This window comes from uncultured Pontibacter sp. (assembly GCF_947495565.1).
In the GTDB taxonomy this organism is placed as follows: domain Bacteria; phylum Bacteroidota; class Bacteroidia; order Cytophagales; family Hymenobacteraceae; genus Pontibacter.
In genome coordinates this window covers 304,896-328,058 of sequence record NZ_CANLZM010000001.1, presented here as the reverse complement: position 1 = coordinate 328,058, position 23,163 = coordinate 304,896, and the positions used below count along the sequence as shown (strand labels likewise).

23 protein-coding genes are annotated in these 23,163 nt (G+C 49.0%); 15 read left to right on the top strand and 8 right to left on the bottom strand.

Annotated elements, in window-relative coordinates:
• Positions 1–23: 23 nt before the first annotated feature.
• Positions 24–587, bottom strand: a complete 564-nt coding sequence (locus Q1B04_RS01400) for a hypothetical protein (RefSeq protein WP_299754618.1) — start codon at positions 585–587, stop codon at positions 24–26.
• Positions 588–1,324: 737 nt separating this feature from the next.
• Between Q1B04_RS01400 and Q1B04_RS01395 the strand changes: the two genes are divergently transcribed.
• Together Q1B04_RS01395 and Q1B04_RS01390 are read left to right on the top strand one after the other, a co-directional pair.
• On the top strand, positions 1,325–2,338 hold the full coding sequence (locus Q1B04_RS01395) for an NAD(P)/FAD-dependent oxidoreductase (RefSeq protein ID WP_299754616.1): 1,014 nt from the start codon (positions 1,325–1,327) through the stop codon (positions 2,336–2,338).
• A complete protein-coding gene (locus tag Q1B04_RS01390) occupies positions 2,338–2,661 on the top strand; it encodes a 2Fe-2S iron-sulfur cluster-binding protein (RefSeq protein WP_299754614.1) in 324 nt (107 codons plus the stop codon). Before Q1B04_RS01395 ends, Q1B04_RS01390 begins: the two co-directional genes overlap by 1 nt.
• Positions 2,662–2,907: 246 nt before the next feature.
• Here Q1B04_RS01390 and Q1B04_RS01385 read toward each other — a convergent pair whose 3' ends face one another.
• Positions 2,908–3,318, bottom strand: a complete 411-nt coding sequence (locus Q1B04_RS01385) for a hypothetical protein (RefSeq protein WP_299754612.1) — start codon at positions 3,316–3,318, stop codon at positions 2,908–2,910.
• Positions 3,319–3,327: 9 nt separating this feature from the next.
• Positions 3,328–4,236, bottom strand: coding sequence for a TIGR02587 family membrane protein (locus Q1B04_RS01380; RefSeq protein ID WP_299754610.1), 909 nt, complete (start codon positions 4,234–4,236; stop codon positions 3,328–3,330).
• Positions 4,237–4,393: 157 nt separating this feature from the next.
• Here Q1B04_RS01380 and Q1B04_RS01375 point away from each other — a divergent pair, with 157 nt between their 5' ends.
• Positions 4,394–5,050 carry an outer membrane beta-barrel protein gene (locus Q1B04_RS01375; RefSeq protein ID WP_299754608.1) on the top strand — a complete coding sequence of 219 codons (657 nt, stop codon included), beginning with the start codon at positions 4,394–4,396 and terminating at the stop codon, positions 5,048–5,050.
• Positions 5,051–5,130: 80 nt separating this feature from the next.
• Here the strand turns inward: Q1B04_RS01375 and Q1B04_RS01370 are convergent, their stop codons facing one another.
• Positions 5,131–5,871 carry a (Fe-S)-binding protein gene (locus tag Q1B04_RS01370; protein ID WP_299754606.1) on the bottom strand — a complete coding sequence of 247 codons (741 nt, stop codon included), beginning with the start codon at positions 5,869–5,871 and terminating at the stop codon, positions 5,131–5,133.
• A gap of 3 nt (positions 5,872–5,874) precedes the next feature.
• Positions 5,875–6,720, bottom strand: a complete 846-nt coding sequence (locus tag Q1B04_RS01365; RefSeq protein WP_299754605.1) for a hydroxymethylglutaryl-CoA lyase — start codon at positions 6,718–6,720, stop codon at positions 5,875–5,877.
• A 247-nt stretch (positions 6,721–6,967) separates the two neighbouring features.
• Here Q1B04_RS01365 and Q1B04_RS01360 point away from each other — a divergent pair, with 247 nt between their 5' ends.
• Together Q1B04_RS01360 and Q1B04_RS01355 are read left to right on the top strand one after the other, a co-directional pair.
• The gene (locus Q1B04_RS01360) at positions 6,968–7,342 is read left to right on the top strand and encodes a hypothetical protein (protein WP_299754604.1); all 375 of its coding nucleotides are present in this window, start codon (positions 6,968–6,970) and stop codon (positions 7,340–7,342) included.
• Between the two features lie 70 nt (positions 7,343–7,412).
• On the top strand, positions 7,413–8,471 hold the full coding sequence (locus tag Q1B04_RS01355; RefSeq protein WP_299754603.1) for a CNNM domain-containing protein: 1,059 nt from the start codon (positions 7,413–7,415) through the stop codon (positions 8,469–8,471).
• Positions 8,472–8,566: 95 nt separating this feature from the next.
• Here the strand turns inward: Q1B04_RS01355 and aceA are convergent, their stop codons facing one another.
• Both aceA and aceB read right to left on the bottom strand, forming a co-directional pair.
• A complete protein-coding gene (aceA, locus tag Q1B04_RS01350) occupies positions 8,567–9,847 on the bottom strand; it encodes an isocitrate lyase (RefSeq protein WP_299754601.1) in 1,281 nt (426 codons plus the stop codon).
• Positions 9,848–9,889: 42 nt separating this feature from the next.
• A complete protein-coding gene (gene aceB, locus Q1B04_RS01345; RefSeq protein WP_299754599.1) occupies positions 9,890–11,488 on the bottom strand; it encodes a malate synthase A in 1,599 nt (532 codons plus the stop codon).
• Between the two features lie 163 nt (positions 11,489–11,651).
• On the opposite strand from aceB, the gene Q1B04_RS01340 reads away from it, so the two are divergent.
• Complete coding sequence (locus Q1B04_RS01340) at positions 11,652–13,118, top strand: helix-turn-helix transcriptional regulator (RefSeq protein ID WP_299754597.1); 1,467 nt, start codon at positions 11,652–11,654, stop codon at positions 13,116–13,118.
• Between the two features lie 18 nt (positions 13,119–13,136).
• Here the strand turns inward: Q1B04_RS01340 and Q1B04_RS01335 are convergent, their stop codons facing one another.
• The gene (locus Q1B04_RS01335; RefSeq protein WP_299754595.1) at positions 13,137–13,574 is read right to left on the bottom strand and encodes a nucleoside deaminase; all 438 of its coding nucleotides are present in this window, start codon (positions 13,572–13,574) and stop codon (positions 13,137–13,139) included.
• A 150-nt stretch (positions 13,575–13,724) separates the two neighbouring features.
• On the opposite strand from Q1B04_RS01335, the gene Q1B04_RS01330 reads away from it, so the two are divergent.
• From Q1B04_RS01330 to Q1B04_RS01290, 9 genes are all read left to right on the top strand, one after another.
• Entirely contained in the window at positions 13,725–15,215 is a 1,491-nt protein-coding gene (locus Q1B04_RS01330; protein WP_299754593.1) for an SDR family oxidoreductase, read from the top strand.
• Between the two features lie 175 nt (positions 15,216–15,390).
• A complete protein-coding gene (locus tag Q1B04_RS01325) occupies positions 15,391–16,338 on the top strand; it encodes a phosphoribosylaminoimidazolesuccinocarboxamide synthase (RefSeq protein WP_299754976.1) in 948 nt (315 codons plus the stop codon).
• Positions 16,339–16,392: 54 nt separating this feature from the next.
• Positions 16,393–16,770, top strand: coding sequence for an STAS domain-containing protein (locus Q1B04_RS01320; protein ID WP_299754590.1), 378 nt, complete (start codon positions 16,393–16,395; stop codon positions 16,768–16,770).
• A gap of 13 nt (positions 16,771–16,783) precedes the next feature.
• On the top strand, positions 16,784–17,704 hold the full coding sequence (locus tag Q1B04_RS01315; RefSeq protein ID WP_299754588.1) for a ribonuclease Z: 921 nt from the start codon (positions 16,784–16,786) through the stop codon (positions 17,702–17,704).
• A 62-nt stretch (positions 17,705–17,766) separates the two neighbouring features.
• A complete protein-coding gene (locus Q1B04_RS01310) occupies positions 17,767–18,564 on the top strand; it encodes a queuosine precursor transporter (RefSeq protein ID WP_299754586.1) in 798 nt (265 codons plus the stop codon).
• A gap of 254 nt (positions 18,565–18,818) precedes the next feature.
• Positions 18,819–19,730: a DMT family transporter gene (locus Q1B04_RS01305; RefSeq protein ID WP_299754584.1), complete on the top strand. Its 912-nt coding sequence runs from the start codon at positions 18,819–18,821 to the stop codon at positions 19,728–19,730.
• 310 nt (positions 19,731–20,040) lie between these two features.
• Positions 20,041–20,589 carry a copper resistance protein NlpE N-terminal domain-containing protein gene (locus Q1B04_RS01300; RefSeq protein WP_299754582.1) on the top strand — a complete coding sequence of 183 codons (549 nt, stop codon included), beginning with the start codon at positions 20,041–20,043 and terminating at the stop codon, positions 20,587–20,589.
• An 89-nt stretch (positions 20,590–20,678) separates the two neighbouring features.
• Entirely contained in the window at positions 20,679–21,653 is a 975-nt protein-coding gene (gene trpS / locus Q1B04_RS01295) for a tryptophan--tRNA ligase (RefSeq protein WP_299754580.1), read from the top strand.
• A gap of 204 nt (positions 21,654–21,857) precedes the next feature.
• Complete coding sequence (locus tag Q1B04_RS01290; protein WP_299754578.1) at positions 21,858–23,021, top strand: heparan-alpha-glucosaminide N-acetyltransferase domain-containing protein; 1,164 nt, start codon at positions 21,858–21,860, stop codon at positions 23,019–23,021.
• Positions 23,022–23,163: the final 142 nt, after the last annotated feature.

The window sequence follows — 23,163 nt, the reverse complement described above, 5'->3', positions numbered from 1 at the left end:
ATAAATAAATTGTGAACTCTGTATTATCTCCGACGACCGTCGTTTTTACTATAGCGGGCCTGGTTTTCTGATTTAAAGCGAGTGCGCGCACCAAAACCCGATGGTTTATTATCATACAACCTGCGCCGTTTTTTCTCACTTCTGCTGCCATGCTCAGGGGCACCGTAAACAGTTGTACCAGATTCTGCACCACTATAACCATAGTTATGATTAATAAAATCAGTATAGGCCTGGCTGCTGGCGTAGCTGCCATAAGTTGGCCTGTTGCTGTAATCTGGAAACTCTATATAGTTATTATCAGGGCTGACTGCATAACCACCTAGTCTATCTTTTTCCTGAAGTTCAGATGAGCCGGGAGTATTGCTTCGGTGTTTATTCCCGAAGGTAGACACACTGTAATTGCCACGGTTGTAGTCGTTTTTATAGCCCTGGGTGCCGTAATAGTCGTTGCCACGCATGCTGGCATTATCACGGCCATAACTTAAGTTCCTGCTGTTTTCAGCACGCATAGGGTTTTCACCAGATTGTTCGCTGCCCACATCACGCTGCATGAATGAGTCGCGGTCGTTTTGATAATTTGAGTTCATGATATGCACATTATTAGTTGATAATCTTACTCTTTTAACGGTCTACAAAATCAGCTGGTTCAGCTATTAACTTCTTAATAAAATACTTTCACCCTTATATCACCACTATTTATTCTTTATATTATATAATTAAACTACCTATATACTATTTTTACGTATAATTTAGGATGGATTTTTTGCTCTTTCCTCACTAATTCTCCATCCAATTAGCCCTCTGCTTCAGCTGCACACTCATGAGCAAATAAAAAATTGCACTGATCCATCTGTACTTCTATCTCAACACAAAGACTCCTTTGCAGGAAAACGCTAAGATTTACATTAACCCCAGTCGGCAGCAGAACATAATCCACAACTTACACTTAGTATACTTTTGGGTACAGGCAACAGTATTGAAGTGCAGACATTTTTTATACTTAACCCGAAAACATATTACCGTTTTTTGAATTTAGGAACTGAACGGCCAAGTATGGCCACAGCTATTTGCTTGTGCTTGCGTAGCCTTTGAGGTGACACTCTTGTATTTGGCTGTTTTAGGAGGTACAGCTGCGGCAGGAGTTGGATAGCTATTATAACTCCAACAGAGCCTTTCAGGTGCTTAGGCTGCGTCTATCGGTGGGGGCAAAACACTTAACAGGCATACGCAAAAGCAAGTTTACAAAGTATAAAAAACGCTATGGAAGCTGCCGCTTGGTGGCTAACTTTAGCCTTGTACAAAAATCGAAATCTTAACTTAAACTATGAGTAATATAAGCACGGATATATGCATTGTGGGCGCAGGCCCGGTAGGTTTGTTTGCCGTATTTGAGGCCGGTCTGCTGAAAATGCGTTGCCACGTAGTAGACGCACTGCCAGCCGTTGGCGGCCAGCTGTCTGAGATATACCCTAAAAAACCGATTTACGACATACCGGGCTTTCCGGAGATTTTGGCCGGCGACCTTGTAAAAAACCTGGAGCAGCAAATTGCTCCCTTCCACCCAACCTTTACCCTGGGTGAGCGTGTAGAGGATCTGGAAAAACTAGAGGACGGCTCCTTTGTAGTGCACACGGTGGACGGCACCAGGGTTGCCTGCAAGGTAGTGGTTATTGCCGGTGGGCTCGGCTCTTTTGAACCGCGCAAACCGGCCATCCAGAACCTGGAGAAGTTTGAGAAAAAAGGCGTGGAGTACATGGTACGCGATCCGGAGCATTTCCATAATAAGCGCGTGGTTATAGCCGGTGGCGGAGACTCTGCCCTGGATTGGACTATTTACTTGGCCGGCCTTTGTAAAGAGCTGACGCTGGTGCACCGTGGCACAAGCTTTAGAGGAGCGCCGGAGTCGGCGGCTAAGGTTTTAAGTATGGCGGAGGAAGGTCAGATTAAGCTTATCTTAAAATCTAACGTAACCGAGGTGCATGGCCAGGATGAGCTGGAAGCGGTAACGGTAATGATAGACAACAAAGACCCTTACAAGATAGAGGTGGATAATTTCATCCCGCTTTTCGGACTGGTGCCAAAGCTGGGGCCGATCGAGAATTGGGGACTGGAGCTGGATAAGAATGCTATTCTGGTAAATACCGAGGACTACTCCACTAATGTACCTGGCATCTACGCCATCGGCGACATCAACACATACTCAGGCAAGCTGAAGCTTATACTTTGCGGTTTCCATGAGGCTGCGCTGATGGCTCAGAGTGCCTACAATATCATTTACCCAGACAAAAAATTTGTGTTAAAGTATACTACCGTTAACGGTATTCAGGAGCTACAATAATGAAAGACGCTATCAATATTTATGTGGAGCAGGACAACGGCGAGCGCATAGAGCTGGAAGCACCGCTGGACATGAACCTTTCGGTAATGGAAGTGCTGAAGGCAAATGAATTCCCGGTGCAGGCTGTTTGTGGCGGTATGGCCATTTGCGCCACTTGCCATGTAGAGGTGCTGGAAAGCAGCGAATTGCCTGAGATGAGCGACGACGAAGCTTACATGCTCGAAACGCTGCCGCATGCTACCGAAAGCAGCCGCCTTTCCTGCCAACTGCGCGTAAACCCTGACCTAGATGGTTTGGTGGTGCGTATTATGCCTGAGGCTTAGCTTATACTTCAAGAGTTTTATACTTCAGAAAACGGTGCTGCTTCGGTAGCACCGTTTTTGTTATAGGGCAAGAGGAGTTCTCAAACATGGTCGGTTTTGCTGCACTGTCTGAGTTTATATTTTATGATGGTCAGTAGTATAGATTCAGTACAGAGAGGAAGTATAAACGGAGGCTTATTTAATTTAAAGTATAGCCGCTACTGCAGGCAGCATCACGCAAATGAAAATTATTTGCAAAACAGATGCTTACGGCCGCTTATAGCTAACAACTTTCACCACCACTGTATCAGCTAGCTGAGGGTCTTTATCAAAATTAACCCAGCCTTCGCGCTTCGACTCCTGCGGGGCAAACGGAAAATCAATGTCAGCCGACTCTACTGCTTCGCCTCCTGCCTGTGTCTCTACTTTTACTTTAACCTGTTCTGCTGTTTCACCGCCTTTGTTGTGCAGCACAACACGGTAGCGGTAAGGTGCATGCTCACTTGGGTCCGGAAAGTTTTCGGCCACCAAGTCAGGGGAAGCGGGTTTCCGGGTGTACGCCTGGTAAATCAGGTAGCCGATTATATGCAACATCAACAAAAGCCCGACAACAAATACCAGCCACTCAAACCAGTTTTTCCTGTCCTTTACTTCGTCTTGAGTTTCTTTTTCAGTCATTTTGAAGCCTTACTTTATAAGCAAACGTCCCGCCGAGGCACCCAGCGAAGTAAGCACACCTAAGGTTATACTTTGGCAAAAAGCTACCCAAAAACTCACCCCATCAAACCGACCGAAAAACCACAGCATAAACGCCGCCGCGGCTAACCCGATCACGTAGCTAATGCATGTATCAAACGTAATGTGGTAGAGCAGGTCGCGGATGTTGTTATCCATTTTCCCTTTAATATCACTGAAATATAAAATAACCATACTTAGCAAGATGGAAACAAGAGCCATGGTTAAGATGTTGCCGGCTGAGGCATCCAGGGCTATTTTTAAAACCTCCTCAGTCGGAGCCACGTTTCCGCCGACGAGAATAGCGCCGCAGAGCGCCAGTACACTTACGCTTAGCTTAGACCTGTAAAGCGACCCTTCATTCCGTTTCTCCGCCTGCTGCTTCTCCTCTTTTTCGGCCTGGTCCAATCCCTCGGCATTCTCCTCATTTACACCCAACTGCGCTGTGCCAACAGAAACTCCAATGGATACTGCCATTGCCTCAATAATCACCTTGCCCATTATCTCATCAATGCTCATCTCTGCAAACTCGATGCGGTTAAGCATGTACAGCACTGCAAAGGACAGCAGCAAACCGATGCCTATTTCCTCCACGGAGTCTACCATCACACTTTTCCAGGATACATCGGGGCGCATGCCGGCAAAGCGGTTATAGCCAAGCAGCAGCAGGTAAGTTACCGCCACCAGCAACAGCAGTTGCAGCGGCGAAGCAATAAAACCGGCCCACCACACCTCCATGGTATACAGCAACGGAAAACTGAACAGCAAACCGCCGGTTATCCCCCGCGCATACTCCTTCAGCGACTGGCGGAGCGGCCTGTTGTTGCTCGTGATTCTCTGTTTCTGCTTAACCTCTGCCACTTTTAAATATTTGAAGGCTTATACGGCTTCGGGGCAAAATAGGCTGCCATAGTGCTTAGAGGCAAAAAGAGTATAAATCGAACTGCTTTAACATTATCAAATTAAAATATTTATATATATTTGAACACCAAGTATTTTAACACAAAAGAAAACAAACATGAAAAAGCTTTTAGGAGCCGCAGCACTGGCGCTACTGTGCACGGGAGCCTTCGCGCAAACCTCTCAGGGAACGGTTGAGATAGCAGGTTCATTTGGTTTTAAAAGTATCAGCAGGGATTACGGTACCGATCAAAAGAGCAACAGGTTCAACTTAGGTCCATCAGTAGGTTATTTTGTGAAAGACAACGTAGCGGTAGGAATGGGAATGAGCTATACCCGTGAAGTTTCCAAATCAACAGAAGTGCATTACGGAGGCTACTACAGTGGCCCTTATACTGTAGATGTTGAATCCACTAATAACGGCTATCATGTAAGTCCATTTATCACAAGATATTTCAGCTTAACTGAGAAAGTATTCTTTACCGGGACCGGCTCTGTTGGCTTCGGCAAGACGAAAAGTACATCCGAGTATAAGGGCGATATACAAAGTAGGGAGAGCACCAACAGCACCTTCAGGGCAGGAGTGTCTCCCGGCATCTCCTTCTTCCCTACTTCAAAATTTGGACTGTCTGCATCCTTTGGGTTCTTGGGCTACGCTCAGTATAAAACCGAGTTTAAAAATGACCAGAATGATGACTATGAACACTCCGAGTTTGGCCTAGATCTAAACAGCAGTTATCTTAATTTTGGACTTAGTTACTTCATCAGCCGCTAAGCAAGAATAACATCTACAAAAAAGGCCTGCGCAAGTATGAATTGTGCAGGCCTTTTTACTTATACAAGTATGCTTTATACTTACCAGCCGCTTGCCAGCACATCGGCAATGTGCATCGTTTTGATTGGTTTGCTCTGTTTCTTGATGTAAGCCTCCAGGTGCATCAGGCAGCTGCTGTCGGTGGATACAATATAATCTGCTCCGGTGGCTATCGCGTTATCTACCTTTTGTTCGGCCATAGCTGTGGAGATTGCCTCAAACTTAACGGCAAAGGTACCGCCGAAACCGCAGCAGGTTTCATTATCTTCCATCTCCACTAGTTCCAGACCACGAACATTGCTCAGCAGCTCGCGCGGGCCAGCTTTAATGCCGCACTCGCGCAGGGCGCTGCATGAATCGTGATAGGTGAAACGGCCGGGTAGCGAGGCTCCCTCAATGCGTGTAATGCCCAGCACGTCGGTCAGGAATTCTGTCAGCTCGAACACCTTCTTCTGCATGGCTCTATACTTTACCAGCTTCGACGATTTCACAAAAATATCCTGGTAAGCGTTGCGCACCATGCCTACGCAAGAGGCTGACGGCGCTACGATGTAACGCGAGGTATCGCTGGTGAAATCCTCCAGAAACTTATCGGCTACTTCGCGGGCCTCGTTAAAGAAGCCGCCGTTAAAAGCGGGCTGTCCGCAGCAGGTTTGGTTGGGGTTGTAGCGCACCTCGCAGCCTACCTTTTCCAGCACCTTCACCATGTTCATGGCCGTGTCCGGAAACAGCTGATCCACGAAGCAAGGAATAAATATATCTACAATTTTTCTGCTTGCCATAAACTATAAAAATACAGCCCCGGACTCGGCCATGGCGGCTTGCAGGGCGGTTTTGTTGAGGTGCAAATCTACGCCATTATTTTCGAAGAAACTGATCATATTTTCGGTAGGCATGTTGCCCACCAGGTCGTCTTTGGCCATAGGGCAACCGCCGTAACCGCGCAAGGCTCCGTCAAAACGGCGGCAGCCGGCCTGGTAAGCCGCCTCTACTTTCTCTTGCCAGGTGGTTGGCGTGGTATGCAGGTGCGCCCCAAACTCTATCTGCTCAAATGCCGGAATAAGGTGGCTGAACAGGTAGGTGATATTTTCCGGCGAGGCCACGCCAATGGTATCGGACAGCGACACAACCTTTACCTGCAGTTTATCCAGCTCATGCACAAATTTTACCACCGTCTCCACATCCCAAGGGTCATCGTAAGGATTGCCAAACCCCATCGAGATATAAGTAACCAGCGTTTTATTGTGCTTGTGGCAGATGTCCTGAATTTCGGCCAACTGCTGCATGGCCTCGGCTATACTTTTGTTGGTGTTGCGCTGCTGAAAAGTCTCAGATACGGAAAGCGGAAAGCCCAGGTAATCGATCTGCTGGTGCTGTGCGGCGTCCTCGGCCCCACGTGTATTGGCAATAATAGCGAGCAGTTTAGATGCTGTGCTATCCAGCTCCAGCCGCTCCAGCACCTCAGCCGTGTCGCGCATCTGCGGAATAGCCTTCGGAGAAACAAAGCTGCCAAAATCAATGGTGTCAAAACCTACCTGCAGGAGCTGGTTAATGTACTTTACCTTAACATCGGTAGGTATAAATTCTTTGATGCCTTGCATGGCATCACGTGGGCACTCTATTATTTTCATAGTATAAGGTCAGTTTAAAGTATAACTTACTGCCTCTGCCAAAGGTACGTTTATCAAAGAAGCTAAAAAAGTGCAAAGCTATACTTTGATTTGCCGCTGCTCTTATGCTAACAGGCTGCCTGTGCTGCTTAAACTCATTGCCTGGCTGTAAGCCTGTGCTGGCATGCTTAACCTACCGGCATCATACTTCGTTTCAGGAAAAGATAAGTTCTAATGCCACATACTATACTGGCTAAACAATAATGCTATGGAAAACCTGATTCAATATTTAGACGATTCTCTGGTGCCGCTGGAGGAGAAGGTGCAAGAATATTTAAACCTCGAAAAAGATATCCGTAAATCGGAAGTGGATATGCTCACCAGGAAGCAGGGGCCGGTACAGGAGGCAGCAGAAAACACCGCCACCACCCTAAAGGAAGTGCCGGATATTTCGGAGGGGCAGCTACAGGAAATGGTGCAGCGCCTGGACAAACTGCGTGAGGAAATTGTGCAGATGCTGCCCGAGAAGAACAAGTTTATTGAGATAAACCTTGGCTATGGGCCGAGTATGGTTGGCTATTTTACTGCCGACAACGAAACGCACCAGCCGCTGCCGGAGCCTATACTTCGGGTGGTGCATTAAAAAATTTTTAACTTACACGCCATTACCGCTTATTAAACCATATTTTTCATTTAAAGCTATACACCACTAAATGGGTTTACTCGTTTTATACCTTGCCATTGCGCTATTTTTCTCATTTCTGTGCTCCATACTTGAGGCGACCCTGCTTAGCATCACACCATCTCACGCCAGTATTTTAAACAGCCAGAGCCCAGCTTTAGGCAACGACCTGAAAGAATTTAAGGACAACATTGACAGGCCGCTGGCCGCCATACTTACCCTGAACACCTTTGCCCATACTATTGGCGCTGCCGGTGTGGGCGCACAGGCCCAGTATATCTGGGGCGAGGAGTACCTGACCGTAATATCTGTGGTATTAACCGTCATCATCCTGATCTTCACAGAGATTATTCCTAAAACCCTTGGCGCCAACTACTGGAAGCAACTGACGCCTTTTACGGTGCGCACGCTTAAAATATTGATTTACTCTCCACTGTATCCTTTTATCATACTTTCACAGTTCATCACGAAGCGCCTTAAAACAGAGAAAGGCCGCAGCGTACTTAGTCGGGCCGATTTTACAGCCATGGCCGAGCTTGGCATTAAAGAAGGAATTTTCAAGAAAGGAGAATCCCAGATTATACAGAACATACTTCGGTTTAACAGTATCCTGGTGCGCCACATCATGACTCCCCGCACCGTTATTGTAAGTGCCCAAGAGGATATGACCATGACTGATTTCTTCCGCGATTTCCCGGATCTGCGCTTTTCCCGTATTCCTATTTACTCCACCAACCTGGACGATATTCAAGGTTTTATCCTGAAGGAGGAAGTGCTTTACAAGATAATCAACAACGAGGGGCACCTGCCGCTAAAGTCAGTTCTGCGAAAAATACAGGTAGTGCCGGAGCACATGGCCATTCCTACGCTTTTTAACCGATTGCTGGAGCAACAGGAGCAGATTGCCCTGGTGGTGGATGAGTATGGTGGCACAGCCGGCCTAATAAGTATGGAAGACATTATTGAAACATTGTTGGGCATGGAAATTATTGATGAGCTAGACCAGGTGGCCGACCTGCAGAAATGGGCACGCCAGAACTGGGAGAAACGCGCCCGACGACTTGGCTACACGCCCGAAAATGAAAAATAATTTTTTGCCGAGACGACTTTAATAGTAAAGCGCCTGCCATAGCAAACCCTGTGGCAGGCGCTTTTTTCTTCACCCGAACTGTTTATCCTTTTAGCCTAATGAAACTGCTCTTCTTCGGTAGAGCCCACCAGTGCGGCAGTGGAGGTAGCGCCGGAAGTTACAGTGTTCTGTACAGCATCAAAGTAGCCGGTGCCCACAAACGACTGATGTTTCACGGCTTTAAAGCCATCCGGCTGCAGGGCAAACTCCCGCTGCTGCAGCTCTGAGTAGCCTGCCATACCGCGCGCTTTGTAAGCCTTAGCCAGCTCAAACATACTGGTATTCAGCGCATGGAACCCAGCCAGCGTTATGAACTGGAACTTGTAGCCCATAGCTGCCAGTTCTTCCCGGAAAGTCTCCATCTGCTCTACGCTAAGTTTGGCGGCCCAGTTAAAAGACGGAGAGCAGTTATAGGCCAGCAGTTTACCGGGATACTCTTTATGAATGGCCTCGGCAAACTGGCGCGCCTGCTCCAGGTCCGGGTGGGAGGTCTCCATCCAGATCAGGTCGGCATAAGGTGCGTAGGCCAAGCCGCGTGCTATCCCCTGCTCCATGCCGCAATGCACGTGGTAGAAACCCTCGCTAGTGCGCGGCTGGTCAAGTATAAACTCGTGGTCGCGCGGGTCTATGTCTGAGGTTATCAGGTTGGCGGCATCGGCGTCAGTTCGTGCCACTACAATAGTGGGCACGCTCATCACATCGGCAGCCAGCCGGGCAGCCACCAGCTTGTTGATGGCCTCCTGCGTAGGCACCAGCACCTTGCCGCCCAGGTGGCCGCACTTCTTAGCCGACGACAGCTGATCCTCGAAATGCACACCGGCTGCCCCGGCTTCGATCATCATCTTCATCAATTCAAAGGCATTTAGGTTACCGCCAAAGCCAGCCTCGGCATCCGCCACAATTGGAACCATGTAATCCTTCTCTCCCTCCCCGTTTACGCTCTGTATCTGGTCGGCGCGCAGCAGGGCATTGTTGATCTTCTTCACTACGTTCGGCACCGAATCGGCTGGGTACAGGCTTTGATCCGGATACATCTGGCCTGCCAGGTTAGCATCAGCGGCCACCTGCCAGCCGCTCAGGTAAATGGCGTTTAGGCCGGCCTCTACCTCCTGCACCGCCTGGTTACCGGTAAGCGCCCCCAAGCCAGCCACATAATTTTCGGAGTGCAGCAAGCGCCACATTTTTTCGGCACCGTTGCGGGCCAGGGTATGCTCAATCTGCACCGAGCCCTGCAGCTTTACCACCTCCTCGGCGCTATAGGGCCTACGGATGCCTGCCCAGCGCGGGTTCTCGATCCAATCTCTTTCAATTTTCTGGATTCTATCTTTCTTTGTCATGGCTTTGGTTTTTGAGATTTTATACTTTGGTTAAGGAGATGATTAGTCGATGTACTTGTAAGCAGGCAGCGTCAGGAAATCGACAAAGCAGGTGGTGAGCACAAGTTCTGAGAAGAGTTGGGAGGCATTTTCATAATGGCAGTTCTTGAACATCACCAGGCCTACATCTTCTTTTATGTTTTCTGTTTCCTCTTTTATCAGCTGCAGCACGCGCTCCTCAGTTATTTCCGCGCCGTCGTCGGTTTTGGTGTGTGGGTGGTGCAGCCATTGCCATACTTGCGCCCGTGATATTTCGGCAGTGGCGGCATCTTCCATCAGGTTATGGATAGCTGCAGCGCCTGTGCCGCATAGCCAGCTGCCGATATACATAATACCCACGTTGATGTTGAGCCGAAGACCAGCCTCTGTTATTTTACCTCCGGGGATGTGGAAGTCCGTCAGATCCTCAGCCTTTACCTGCACATCCTCGCGCAGCACCTCCTTCTGGTGCGGCTTCTCGCCCAGCACCTTGTCAAACTCCTCACGGGCCACCGCCACTAAATCCGGGTGCGCTACCCAGGTTCCGTCAAAGCCGCTTTTTGCTTCAAAGGCCTTGTCGGCTTTCACCTTGGCAAAGGCGTTTTCGTTTACCTTCGGGTTGTGGCGGTTCGGGATGAAGGCGGCCATACCGCCCATAGCATGTGCGCCGCGGTTGTGGCAGGTTTTTACCAGCAGCGAAGTATAGGCTTGCATAAACGGTACTTGCATGGTAACATCCGTGCGGTCGGGGAACAGCACTTCGGGTCGGTTTCTGAATTTCTTGATGGCACTGAAAATATAATCCCAGCGGCCAGCGTTCAGGCCTACAATATGCTCGCGCAGCTCATACAGAATCTCGTCCATTTCGAAAGCGGCGGGAATGGTTTCTATGAGCACAGTTGCCTTAATGCTACCAACCGGAATACCCAACGCCTGCTGCGCCGCCACAAATACATCGTTCCAAAGGCGGGCTTCCAGGTGGCTCTCCAGTTTGGGCAGGTAGAAGTAAGGACCGGTGCGGCGATGCAGCAGCTCCCTTGCGTTATGGAAAAAGTATAAACCGAAATCGAACAGAGCGCCGGAAATCTGCTCGCCTCCAATAGTTACATGTTTCTCCGGCAGGTGCCAGCCGCGCGGACGCACTTTCAGTACAGCCACTTTATCGTTCAGCCGATATGTTTTGCCATTCTGTACTGTAAAATCGATTTCCCGGCGAATGGCATCACGGAGGTTAAGCTGCCCCTGCACCACGTTTTCCCAAGTCGGGGAATTGGCATCCTCAAAATCAGCCATAAACACGTTGGCACCAGAGTTCAGCGCATTTATAACCATTTTGCGGTCCACGGGTCCGGTAATTTCCACGCGGCGCAGCTGCAGATCTGTAGGTATGTCCCCTACTTTCCAGTTGCCTGTTTTAATCTCCTCCGTCTCCGGCAGGAAGTTCAGCGGCTCCCCGGCATCAATGGCTTTCTGGCGCTCCGCCCGAAGCTGCAGCAGCTCTTTTCGGCGCGGCTCAAATTTCTGGTGCAGCATCTCCAGAAACTCCAGTGCTTCCGGAGTCAATATACTCTCATAATCAGGTTGCATGTTGCCTTTAACTTCAATAATGCTTTCGATAATCATAAATCAGAGTTTAATGTTTTATACTTTTATTTAAAGGTACTTTTACATTTTTACGCGAACAATTTTATTTTGGCGAATTTTCGCTAATAAATTATTTACGTTTTTTATGAGATTATCGCAAAAAGCCCTTACTTGAAGTATTAATAGTGATTTATACCCGCCCATGAAACTGCAGGAAGACGTTATCCGAATGATTTTCGGACTGAAAGTGAAACAGTTGCGAACAGACAAAGGCATTTCGCTAACGGATCTGGCAGGTAAAACCGGCATCTCCGTATCTTACCTTAATGAGATAGAGAAAGGCAAAAAGCACCCAAAGCCGAGCAAAGTGGCTATTATTGCCGATGCCCTGGGCGTAACCTATGATTACCTAGTGTCGCTGCAGCTGAGCAAGCGCCTGCAGCCGGTGGGCGAACTGCTGCAGTCTAACATACTTTCCGAGCTGCCGTTGGAGCATTTCGGGTTGGACATAAGCCGCGTGCTGGATCTGTTTGCCACCGCACCGGCAAAGCTGAGTGCTTTCGTGAACACACTTTTGGAAATCTCCCGCGCCTTTGACCTGCGGGTGGAGCAGTTTTATTTTTCGGCGCTCCGCTCTTACCAGGAGCTCCATGACAACTACTTTGAGGAAATCGAGCTGGAGGCAGAGCGGTTTGTCGAGCAGTTTGATTTAGATGCCGAGGCCACATCAACATTTGAAGAACTGGCTGACCTGTTGCTGCAGCAGTATGGCATCAGCACCAGCTTTGATGGTTTTTCGGCGCACCCGGAGCTGGCCCCGTTACGGTCGGTGTTCATACCTGGCCAAAATCCGCGCCTGCTGCTCAACCCCATCCTAACGGAACATCAGAAAGCTTTTGCCGTGGCGCGAGAACTGGGGTTCCAGTTTCTGCAGCTGCAGGAGCGGCCTTATACTTCTACCTGGGTTAAGGTGGGCTCTTTTGAGGAGGTTCTCAATAATTTTAAAGCTTCATACTTTGCGGGTGCCCTACTCCTGAACCAAGACAGGCTGGTGCAGGACATGCAAGGTTTTTTTGAGCTCAACACCTGGCAGCCGCAGCGCCTGTTGCAGCTCATGGAGAAGTATGACACCTCGCCCGAAACGCTGCTGCACCGCCTTACCTCGCTCCTGCCTAAGTTTTTTAACATCAAGCAGCTGTTTTTTCTGCGCTTCCACCACAAGCCTGCACACGACAAGTTTATACTTAGCAAAGAGCTGCACCTGGCCGGGCTGCACAACCCGCACGCCTCTTTCCTGAACGAGCACTACTGCCGCCGCTGGATCTCGCTCACGCTGTTCCAGGAGTTGGAGAAGCCGGAGAATCCCGACAAGTCACTGGTGGGTGTGCAGCGGTCTTCTTATATCAACTCTGTAAACGAGTACCTGGTGCTGGCGCTGGCGCAGCCCTCCGAGAGCCGCCACGGCACGGTAAGCATCGGCCTGCTGCTAAACGAGAACCTACGTAACAAGCTCCACTTCCTGGAAGACCCAGCCATCACAATCCGGAAAGTGAACGAAACCTGTGAGCGCTGCCCCGCCCTAGATTGCATGGAGCGCGCTGCACCGCCCGTTATACTGGAGAAACAGCTTTGGCAGAAGCAGGTGAACCAGGTGCTGGGGCATCTGTAGGGGGAGTAGCAGGCGACATCAAACGCCGATATCCTCGTTCCAGAGCTCAGGCTTTTCTGAGATAAACTTTTGCATCAGCTGCACGCATTCCGGGCTATCAGCTACCTCTACTTCCACACCACGTGACCGGAGAAGCTCCTCCTCGCCCATAAAAGTGCGGTTCTCGCCGATTACCACTTTAGGTATACCGTACAGCAAAATGGTGCCGGAGCACATGGGGCAGGGCGACAAGGTAGTATAAAGTATACACTCGCGGTAAACAGAGGCAGGTTGGCGTCCGGCATTTTCTAGCGCATCCATTTCTCCGTGAAGCACCACGCTTCCCTCCTGCACCCTTTTGTTATGGCCGCGGCCGATAATCTTACCCTGGTGCACCAACACCGATCCAATGGGTATGCCGCCTTCTGCATAGCCTTTCTTCGCTTCCTCTAAAGCTGCCTGTAAATATTGGTCCATTGTTATCTAAATTTATACTTCCTGCTTTATACAGAACTATTTTCTCTAAGTTACAAAGTATAAATCTTGTTGAGGAAAAGAAATTAAAGTAACTAAATGCCCTTCCACCTGTTCAGAAAGTATAAGCGCATTTGCACGAAGTATAAAACCATGAAAATACTGCTCACTGGGGCTAACGGATATATTGGCAAGCGACTGCTGCCTTTGCTGGTGGAGCAGGGGTATGAGGTGGTGTGCGTAGTGCGTGACCCGCGCCGCTTCGATTTGCCTTGGACCCTGAAAGAGAAAGTGCAGGTGGTGAGCGGCGATTTGCTGCACCCAGACAGACTTGTGCAACTTCCCACCGATATTGATGCGGCATACTACCTGGTACACTCCATGGGCTCTAGCCGTGATGATTTCTCCGCGTCTGAAAGTGTGGCTGCTGAAAACTTTGTAAATTACCTGAACACCACTACTGCCAGACAAGTAGTTTACCTGAGCGGCATATCCAATGCTGAAAACCTGTCAAAGCACCTGTCTTCCCGCCGGCACGTTGAAGATGTGCTGCAGACGGCAAAGGCGCAACTCACCGTGCTCCGGGCTGCCATTATCATCGGCTCCGGCAGCGCCTCTTTTGAGATTATCCGCGACCTGGTAGAAAAACTGCCGGTTATGGTAACGCCCAAATGGCTGAACTCCCGTTGCCAGCCCATCGCCATCCGCGACGTGCTTTTTTACCTGACGGAGGTGTTAGGACGCGAAGACGTCTACGGCAAACGCTTTGAAATTGGCGGCCCCGATGTGCTGACCTATAAACAGATGCTACTTAAACTGGCCGAAGTGCGTCACCTGAAACGTTACATCATTACCTTGCCTGTGCTTACGCCGCGCATCTCCTCCTACTGGCTGTATTTTGTAACCAGCACCAACCATACTTTAGCGCAAAGCCTGGTAGATAGCCTGCGTAACGATGCTGTGGTACAAGACAAACGTATCAACCAGGTTATTCCGCACCACTGCCTACCCTACGAGAAGGCTGTAAGTTTGGCCTATGCCAGAATTGAGCAAAACTCAGTAATATCCAGCTGGAAAGATGCACTTGTAAGCGGCACCATGCGCCTCAATTATATGGATTTTATACAAATACCAGAGCATGGGGTGCTGACCGATAAACAGCGTCTGAAGTTTAACCGCTCCCCCAACGAAGTACTGGACAACATCTGGAGCATCGGCGGAGAGCGTGGCTGGTACAAGACAGACTTTCTGTGGCGCATACGCGGATTGATGGATAAAATGGTGGGCGGTGTTGGGCTTAGGCGCGGCAGGCGTAGCCCGAACGATGTAATGGCCGGCGACACCATTGATTTCTGGCGCGTGCTGGTGGCTGATAAAATGCATAAACGTTTACTGCTTTATGCAGAAATGAAACTGCCCGGCGAGGCGTGGCTACAGTTCAGGATCTGTGAGGAGAAAGACGGCAATTACCTGGAGCAGCTGGCCGCCTTCCGCCCTTACGGTTTAATGGGCCGTTTGTACTGGTATGCCGTACTTCCCTTTCACTTTATCATCTTTGGCGGAATGGTTCAGAACATCATCAGTTACCGGCCTGATAACACAAAGCAGCAACAGCAGCAGCTTCATTCCGAAAGTTCAGGGTAATATGCAAAGTATAGCGTTTATAGTATAAAACTTAAAGCCATACCCTAAGTATAATTCAATATCTCTGGCTACCTATATATTTAGCCTTTGGTCTGAGTTTAGTATCAACCTTTAGATTTTTTTCCTGCCCTGTAAAATATAATTAACTTTGCTTGCCTATAACGACACTAACTTAATGGAGGCCATTAAAGAAACTAACTTCTCCTTTGCCGGCCAAACCGGCTTTTACAAGGGCAAAGTACGCGATGTTTATTATTTCGGGGATAAGCTGGCAGTAGTAGCCACCGACCGTATTTCTGCGTTCGATGTAGTGCTGCCGCGGGCTATACCTTATAAGGGCCAGGTGCTGAACCAGATTGCCAGCCTCAATCTAGAAGCCACCTCTGATATAGTTCCGAATTGGGTGCTAAGCACACCAGACTCAAATGTTACAATTGGTTACTGCTGCGAGCCTTTTAGGGTTGAAATGGTGATTCGTGGTTACCTGGCGGGCCATGCCTGGCGCGAGTACAAAGCAGGCAAACGCACTGTATGCGGTGTGCAACTGCCCGAAGGCCTCCGCGAAAACGATAAGCTGCCAGAGCCGATCATCACTCCTACTACCAAAGCCGATCAGGGCCACGATGAGGATATCTCGAGAGAGGAAATTCTGGCAAATGGCATCGTGTCTGAACAAGATTACCTGGTGCTGGAGCGTTATACCCGCGCCTTGTTTGCGCGCGGTACCGAACTGGCACTGCAGCGCGGCCTGATTTTAGTGGATACCAAGTATGAATTTGGCAAGTATAACGGAGAGGTGTACCTTATTGATGAGATACATACACCAGATTCGTCGCGATACTTTTACAGCGAAGGCTACGCAGAGCGCCAGCAAAACGGCGAGCCGCAGCGTCAGCTCTCAAAGGAGTTTGTTCGCCAGTGGCTTATCGAAAACGGTTTTCAGGGCAAAGACGGGCAGCAGATTCCTGAAATGACAGATGCGGTTGTAGGCGGCATCTCTGAGCGCTATATAGAGCTCTATGAAGTATTTACAGGCGAAAAATTCCTGAAAGAAGATTACAACTCAGTGTTCAAACGCATTGAGCAACACATTAATGACAATATTTTTACTACCAAAAATTAAGTTTGTTAAAGTAGATTTTGGTACATTCGCATTTAAATCCTTTACTGGTTGACTATGAAGTACACGATAGATAAGAAAGAAAACTACACGATTATCACGATAGATGAGAAGAAGTTGGATACTTCGATCGCGCCAGACCTGAAGTCTGAGTTCGTGAAATTGAATGCAGAAGGGATCAACAACCTGATTCTAGACCTGAGCGAAGTTAAATATACAGATTCGTCCGGCCTTAGCTCCATACTGATCGCTAACCGCCTATGCAACTCATCTAGCGGCTTGCTGATTCTGACCGGTTTGCAAGACCACGTAATGAAGCTGATCTCAATCTCTAAGCTGGAGTCTGTGCTAAACATCCTGCCAACTGTGGAAGAGGCGATTGATCGTGTTTTTCTGCACGAGATTGAGCAGGATCTGACTAATAAGGAAGACTAAGTAAAAAGCCGTTGTGGATTTCGAACTCAGAATTCTTGGTAGTTCGTCGGCCACTCCCTCGGCAAATAGGCACCATACCGCCCAGGTTCTTACACTTGGCAATCAGCCCCACCTGATTGATTGCGGAGAAGGTACGCAAATGCAGCTGATGCTTTACAAGATAAAGCATCAGCGCATTTGCAATATTTACATCAGCCACCTGCACGGCGACCATTACTTCGGTCTGGCAGGGCTCATCTCCACCATGCACCTGCAGGGCCGCCAATCGCCGCTGCACCTCTTCGGCCCTCCCGGCCTCTCCGAAATCCTTAGTCTGCAGTTTAAGTACTCTGGCACCAACCTCAACTTCAAGCTTGTGTTTCATGAGCTGGATACTACCTGCTACAGAAAGATTTTCGAGGATAAAAGCATAACCGTGCACACCATACCCATGGAGCACCGCGTGCCCTGCTGCGGTTTTTTGTTCCGTGAAAAGCAGAAGCCGCGTCCTCTCATTAAAGATAAACTACCTGATTTTCTGCGGCCTCCGCAGCTGGTGCGCCTGAAGTGGGGCGAAGACATTAAAGACGAAGCAGGGAACATACTGGTGCGCAACAGCGAGGTAACCCTGGAGCCCAAGCGCAGCCGCAGCTACGCCTACTGCTCCGACAGCCGCTACAAGCCATCGCTGCTCCCTTACCTCCGCCACGTAGACCTGCTGTACCACGAAGCTACTTTTACTGACGAGCTGCGCGACCGTGCCAGTTATACTTACCACAGCACAGCCCGGCAGGCGGCAGAGATAGCCACAGCCGCTGAAGTGCGGCACCTGCTCATCGGCCACTTTTCGGTACGCTACAAAGACCTGACACCTTTACTGCAGGAAGCGCAGGAGGTTTTTGCGGCTACGGACCTGGCTACGGAAGGCAGTATTTTTAGCGTCTGCGACCAGTAAGTATAACCTTTCTTTATTAGATTTCCGCCACACTGGCACTGCCAAAGTATAAACCCAGAACTATGGAAAGTATAGTCACGGCTACACAGCAACGCAAGCGCACAAATCTTTTCTTGGTGCTCAGCGGTATCTTTATTTCCAATGCCTTATTGGCTGAGCTTATCGGTGTTAAGATTTTTTCCGGGGAGGCGCTCTTTGGTTTGCCAGGCGCGCAAATTCCGATCGCCGGCGAGCTACTGGACTTTAACCTGACTGCCGGTGTCATCATCTGGCCCATTGTGTTTATCACCACTGATATCATAAATGAATACTTTGGAAAAGCCGGCGTAAAGAAAGTCAGCATACTTACTGTTATACTTATACTATATGCCTTTGTGGTGATAACGGCAGTAACCGGCCTGCCTCCCGCCCAGTTCTGGCTTGATGTAAACAGCACCGACGCCAGCGGCAACCCTTTCGATATTAATTATGCCTATAACAGCGTGTATCGCCAGGGTTTGGGCATTATACTTGGATCTGTGGCTGCTTTCCTGCTCTCGCAGTTTCTGGATGCCACGGTGTTCCACTGGCTGCGCCGTTTTACCGGCAGCAAAAAAATCTGGCTCCGCGCCACCGGCTCCACCCTCGTCTCCCAGATCATCGACTCACTGGTGGTGCTGTTCATCGCCTTTTTCGTGTTCGGTAACTGGAGCCTGCAACAGGTGCTATCTGTTGCTTTCATCAACTACATCTACAAGTTTAGCGTGGCCATACTTCTAACTCCGCTCCTGTACCTGGCCCACTACCTGATAGATGGCTACTTGGGCGAGCGGCAGGCGGAGCAGCAAATAGAGGCCGCCGCTGCAGAAAGCGAATTCTAGCCATGAAAAATTTCATTCTGACAATCAACAAATTATAGTTGCAACAACTTTTTCTTTTGGATTTATACTTGCGCGTGCCTTATCTTTGTAGTCTTGCAAAATAGAAAATGCCTGCACATTTAGCACATACACAGATTTTCATCACAGGCTACGAGCTGCACGACCTGTAACAGCTCCCCAATCTCTTTTGGGGCTGTGTCGGCCCCTCCTTTACTATTTTTGGTTGATTAATATTTTAGACTGGAGGGACAATTATGTTCAGAGGAGTCGCCTTGGTATTTATGGGCGCATGTAGTTTTGGCGTACTTTCTACTTTTGTTAAGCTAGCCTACAAGGAAGGTTTTGATCTGGGTGAAGTAACGGGCACTCAGGTTTTTTTTGGGTTGATTATTCTTTGGACCATCGTGTTATTGCGCAAGCTGCTTGGCAGCAAAAGCAATGACACGTCGTTCAGGGAAAAGCTTAAACTGGTTGCTATGGGCACCAGCACCGGCCTTGTCAGCATTTTCTACTATAAATGTGTTCAAACAGTACCTGCCTCCATCGCCATCCTGCTGCTCATGCAGTTCACCTGGATGAGCCTGCTACTGGAGTCTGCTATAAAGCGTAAGTTGCCAAGCCGCTTTCAGTTAGGCATGGTAGTGCTTATACTTTTAGGCACAGCGCTGGCGGGCCGCTTGTTCTCCGAAAGCATTTCTAATTTTGATGTAGCAGGCATAGTGTATGGCATGTTAGCCGCACTTTTCTATACTTTCTTTTTGATGATAAACGGCTCGGCCGGCAATACGCTGCACCCTACTACTAAAAGTGCCCTTATACTTACCGGAGCCTGTTTGCTGATATTCAGTATTTTTCCGCCTGTGTTTCTGGTGAATGGGGCGCTGCTTAACGGCCTGCTGAAGTGGGGGTTGGTACTGGCTTTGTTTGGTACGGTTATCCCGCCGCTATTCTATGCCTACGGTATCCCGAAAACAGGGCTTGGGCTAAGCGCCATACTTAGCGCTGCTGAGTTGCCTGTGGCTGTGCTTATGTCTAGCTTGGTGCTGCAGGAGGATGTAAAAGTGATGCAATGGCTGGGCGTGGCGCTGATTCTGCTGGCAATTGTGCTATCCAATATCAGTTCGGTAAGGCAGAAAAAGCGGCAGCAGCTAATGGCGGCCGCTTAACTATATTCGTTGATGGTTGATTACAGATAGGTCAGGTTTTGCTTCGGGCAGATACCTGGCCTTTTCTGTTTTACATCATCACAAGTATGATTGCTTCCAGAGAAGATCCAATTTTAAAGCATACCTACTGCACTCCGCGGCTTTTCAATTCCTGCTCCTGACGCATCCTCTCTCAGTATCCCAACTGCCTTAAAGCACAATAATCCTTCTCCTAAGGCAGTTTAAACTGTATCAGGATATGAAAGTGACTGCTATCGCAATTGCGGTACACTTTCTGATACGTATAAACCGGCATAAAAACACTTACCATATGAAAGCAATCATCGCAATTTTTGTCCTATTCTCTTGTACGTTTGGGCTGCAGCAGGCACAGGCGCAAACCGGCAAAAGCTATGAGGACTGGCTGAAAGAAAGCAGAAGCGGCGGCAAGTCAGCCGCTAAAAAAACGACGGTAAAAGGAAAGACTGCAGCTGCGAGTGCCGAGAAAAAAGCTCCTGCTCCTGCCATGGCTCCACCAAACGGCACTTTCAGGGGTAAATTTGCCTGCTCAGACTGCCAGGAAATCCGGACGGAACTGATACTGACCCGAAACTCTAAAGATACCAACGGCATCTTTACAATCAAGCAAATGCATGTGGGCAAACCAGCTGAAAATAACATAGTTACCGGCAGCGGAAAATGGATTTTAGCCAGAGGCAATAAGCATAACCCAGAAGCCGTGATCCTGCAGCTCATCCCGACAGAAGGCGACCTGGACCTGATGTATTTCCTGCAGGTAAGCGATACCGAAGTAAAGCTGCTCAACAACCGGCAGGAGGAGATCAGCGACGCTAAGAACTACTCGCTCCGCAAACTTTAAAGCTACAGGTATGGATTTGTGCTGAATGGGCTAAGCATGTTTGCAGCATTTTCGCGTAATTTGCAATCAAACAAAGAACACCCTAACCTATGGCACGTTATCTTACAGGCATCCAGAGCACGGGCCGCCCGCACCTGGGCAACCTGCTGGGCGCTATTATTCCTGCTATCAAGTTCTCCGAAACCTCAGACCAGGAGGCCATGTACTTTATAGCCGATATGCACTCGCTGACTACAGTCCGCGACGCAGAGACCTTACGACACAATACCTACTCGGTGGCTGCAGCCTGGCTTGCCTTTGGTTTCGATACGGATAAGCATATTTTTTACCGCCAGTCGGATGTGCCGATGGTGACGGAGCTGAGCTGGTACCTGAGCTGCTATACGCCTTTCCCGATGTTGGCAAATGCCCACTCGTTTAAAGACAAATCTTCGCGCCGCGGCCTTGCGGATGTAAATGCCGGCTTGTTTACTTACCCTGTACTGATGGCCGCCGACATTCTGATGTATGACGCCAACTTTATACCGGTAGGCAAAGACCAGATACAGCACCTGGAAATCACCCGCGACATTGCCAGCTCATTTAACCATATTTACGGCGACACCTTTGTGCTGCCGGAGGCTAAAACCGATGAGACCGTGATGACCGTGCCCGGCGTTAACGGCGAGAAAATGAGTAAATCGTACGGCAACATCATCGATATTTTTGAAGCAGACAAACCGCTGCGCAAAACCATCATGAGCATTGTGACAGACAGTACAGCACTAGAGGAGCCTAAGGACCCGGACCAGGACACAACTTTTAAACTTTACAGCTTGCTGGCCTCAGAAGAGGAAATTCAGGTAATGCGCCAGAACTACCTGGCGGGCGGCTACGGGTATGGCCATGCTAAGCAAGCCCTTTACGAGCTCATTATTCGCAAGTATGCCAAGGAGCGCGAGATTTTTAATTACTACATGAACAACCTGCCTGAGCTGGATAAGAAACTCTTGGAAGGTGCCCAGAAAGCGAAAGCCATTGCAACACCGGTGCTGGAGCGTGTGCGCCAGAAGCTAGGTTATTAAGTATAACTTTGCCTGAACTGCACCTTACAGTAAGCTGAATTACAGATTAAAGTATAAAGTACAGAAGCGGCAGCTGCGTAAAACCGGCTGCCGCTTTTTTTATGTTTCCTTGTTGATTTAGGCTGATTAGACCCAAAATATCGGGTATTATCTATATCTTAAAGCGATATTCTATACTTTACTCTAACTCCTGAACCTTAACGTATGGCAAACGCAGTTGCAGCATCAACACCTCTCACAAAGAAAAGATCTGAACGCTACCTGTCGCTGGATGTGCTGCGAGGGCTTACCGTGGCACTGATGGTGATCGTGAATACACCGGGCAGCTGGGGCTCTATTTACGCACCGCTTCGGCACGCTGCCTGGCACGGCTTTACTGTTACAGACCTTGTTTTTCCGGCTTTTCTGTTTGCTGTGGGAAATGCCATGAGCTTCAGCATGCGCAAATTCGACCTGCAGCCGGATAGTGTTTTCCTGAAGAAGGTGTTTAAGCGCGCCGCGATTATCTTTTTTATCGGAGTACTACTGCGCGCCTTTCCGTTTGTGGCGCATGCCGAGGGCGGTGGCCTGGGGCTGATAAACTTTACAGGCATACGAGTGATGGGCGTGCTGCAGCGCATTGCTCTCTGCTACCTCATCGGGTCTTTGGCCATTCATTACCTTAAAATTAAGGGCTCTATTATTTTTAGTGCCGTGGTATTGCTAGGCTACTGGGCTGTTTCATACTTCTTCGGCAATCAACCAGACCCTTATTCACTAGAGGGCAATGCAGCTCTCAAATTTGACCTGCTGTTTTTCTCCCCGGAGAATCTTTACAAGGGTTACGGCATTCCGTTTGATCCGGAAGGACTGCTGAGCACGCTGCCTGCAGCTGTAAACGTGGTGGCTGGTTATTTGGCCGGCATGGCAATTCAGCGGTATGGCAACAACCTTAGCACTGTCTTTAAACTGAATATTGCCGGGGCAGCTGTTATTGTGGCAGCACTGCTGTGGGATACTGTTTTCCCGATTAACAAGGCGCTCTGGACCAGCACTTATACTTTATACTCTGTGGGACTGGTGCTGCTGGTGTTGGCTACGCTGATGCTTGTAATAGAGGTGCTGAACTACAGAAAGTGGACTTACTTTTTTGAGGTCTTCGGCAAAAACCCGCTGTTCATTTTCTGCATGTCCATTCTGATTATCAAAACGCTGAGCTTTATAAAAGTAGATGAAGAAACCCGCCTAAGCCGGTGGATTTACCAAAACTGGTTCCTGAGCTGGGGCGAGGGAGAATTTGCCTCTCTGATGTTTGCCCTTGCCTACATGCTGCTGCACTGGCTGATGGGTTACCTGATGGACCGCAACCGCATTTACGTTAAAGTATAAATTATACTTACCGCAAAGTATAAACGCCCGCCTGGTTATTAGTACTAGGCGGGCGTTTATATGTATCGCCACTTCAATAAAAGTGTATCAAAAAGCGCCTATAACTGCTTGTGCAGCCATAGGCGCTTTTTTGTTTGCATCA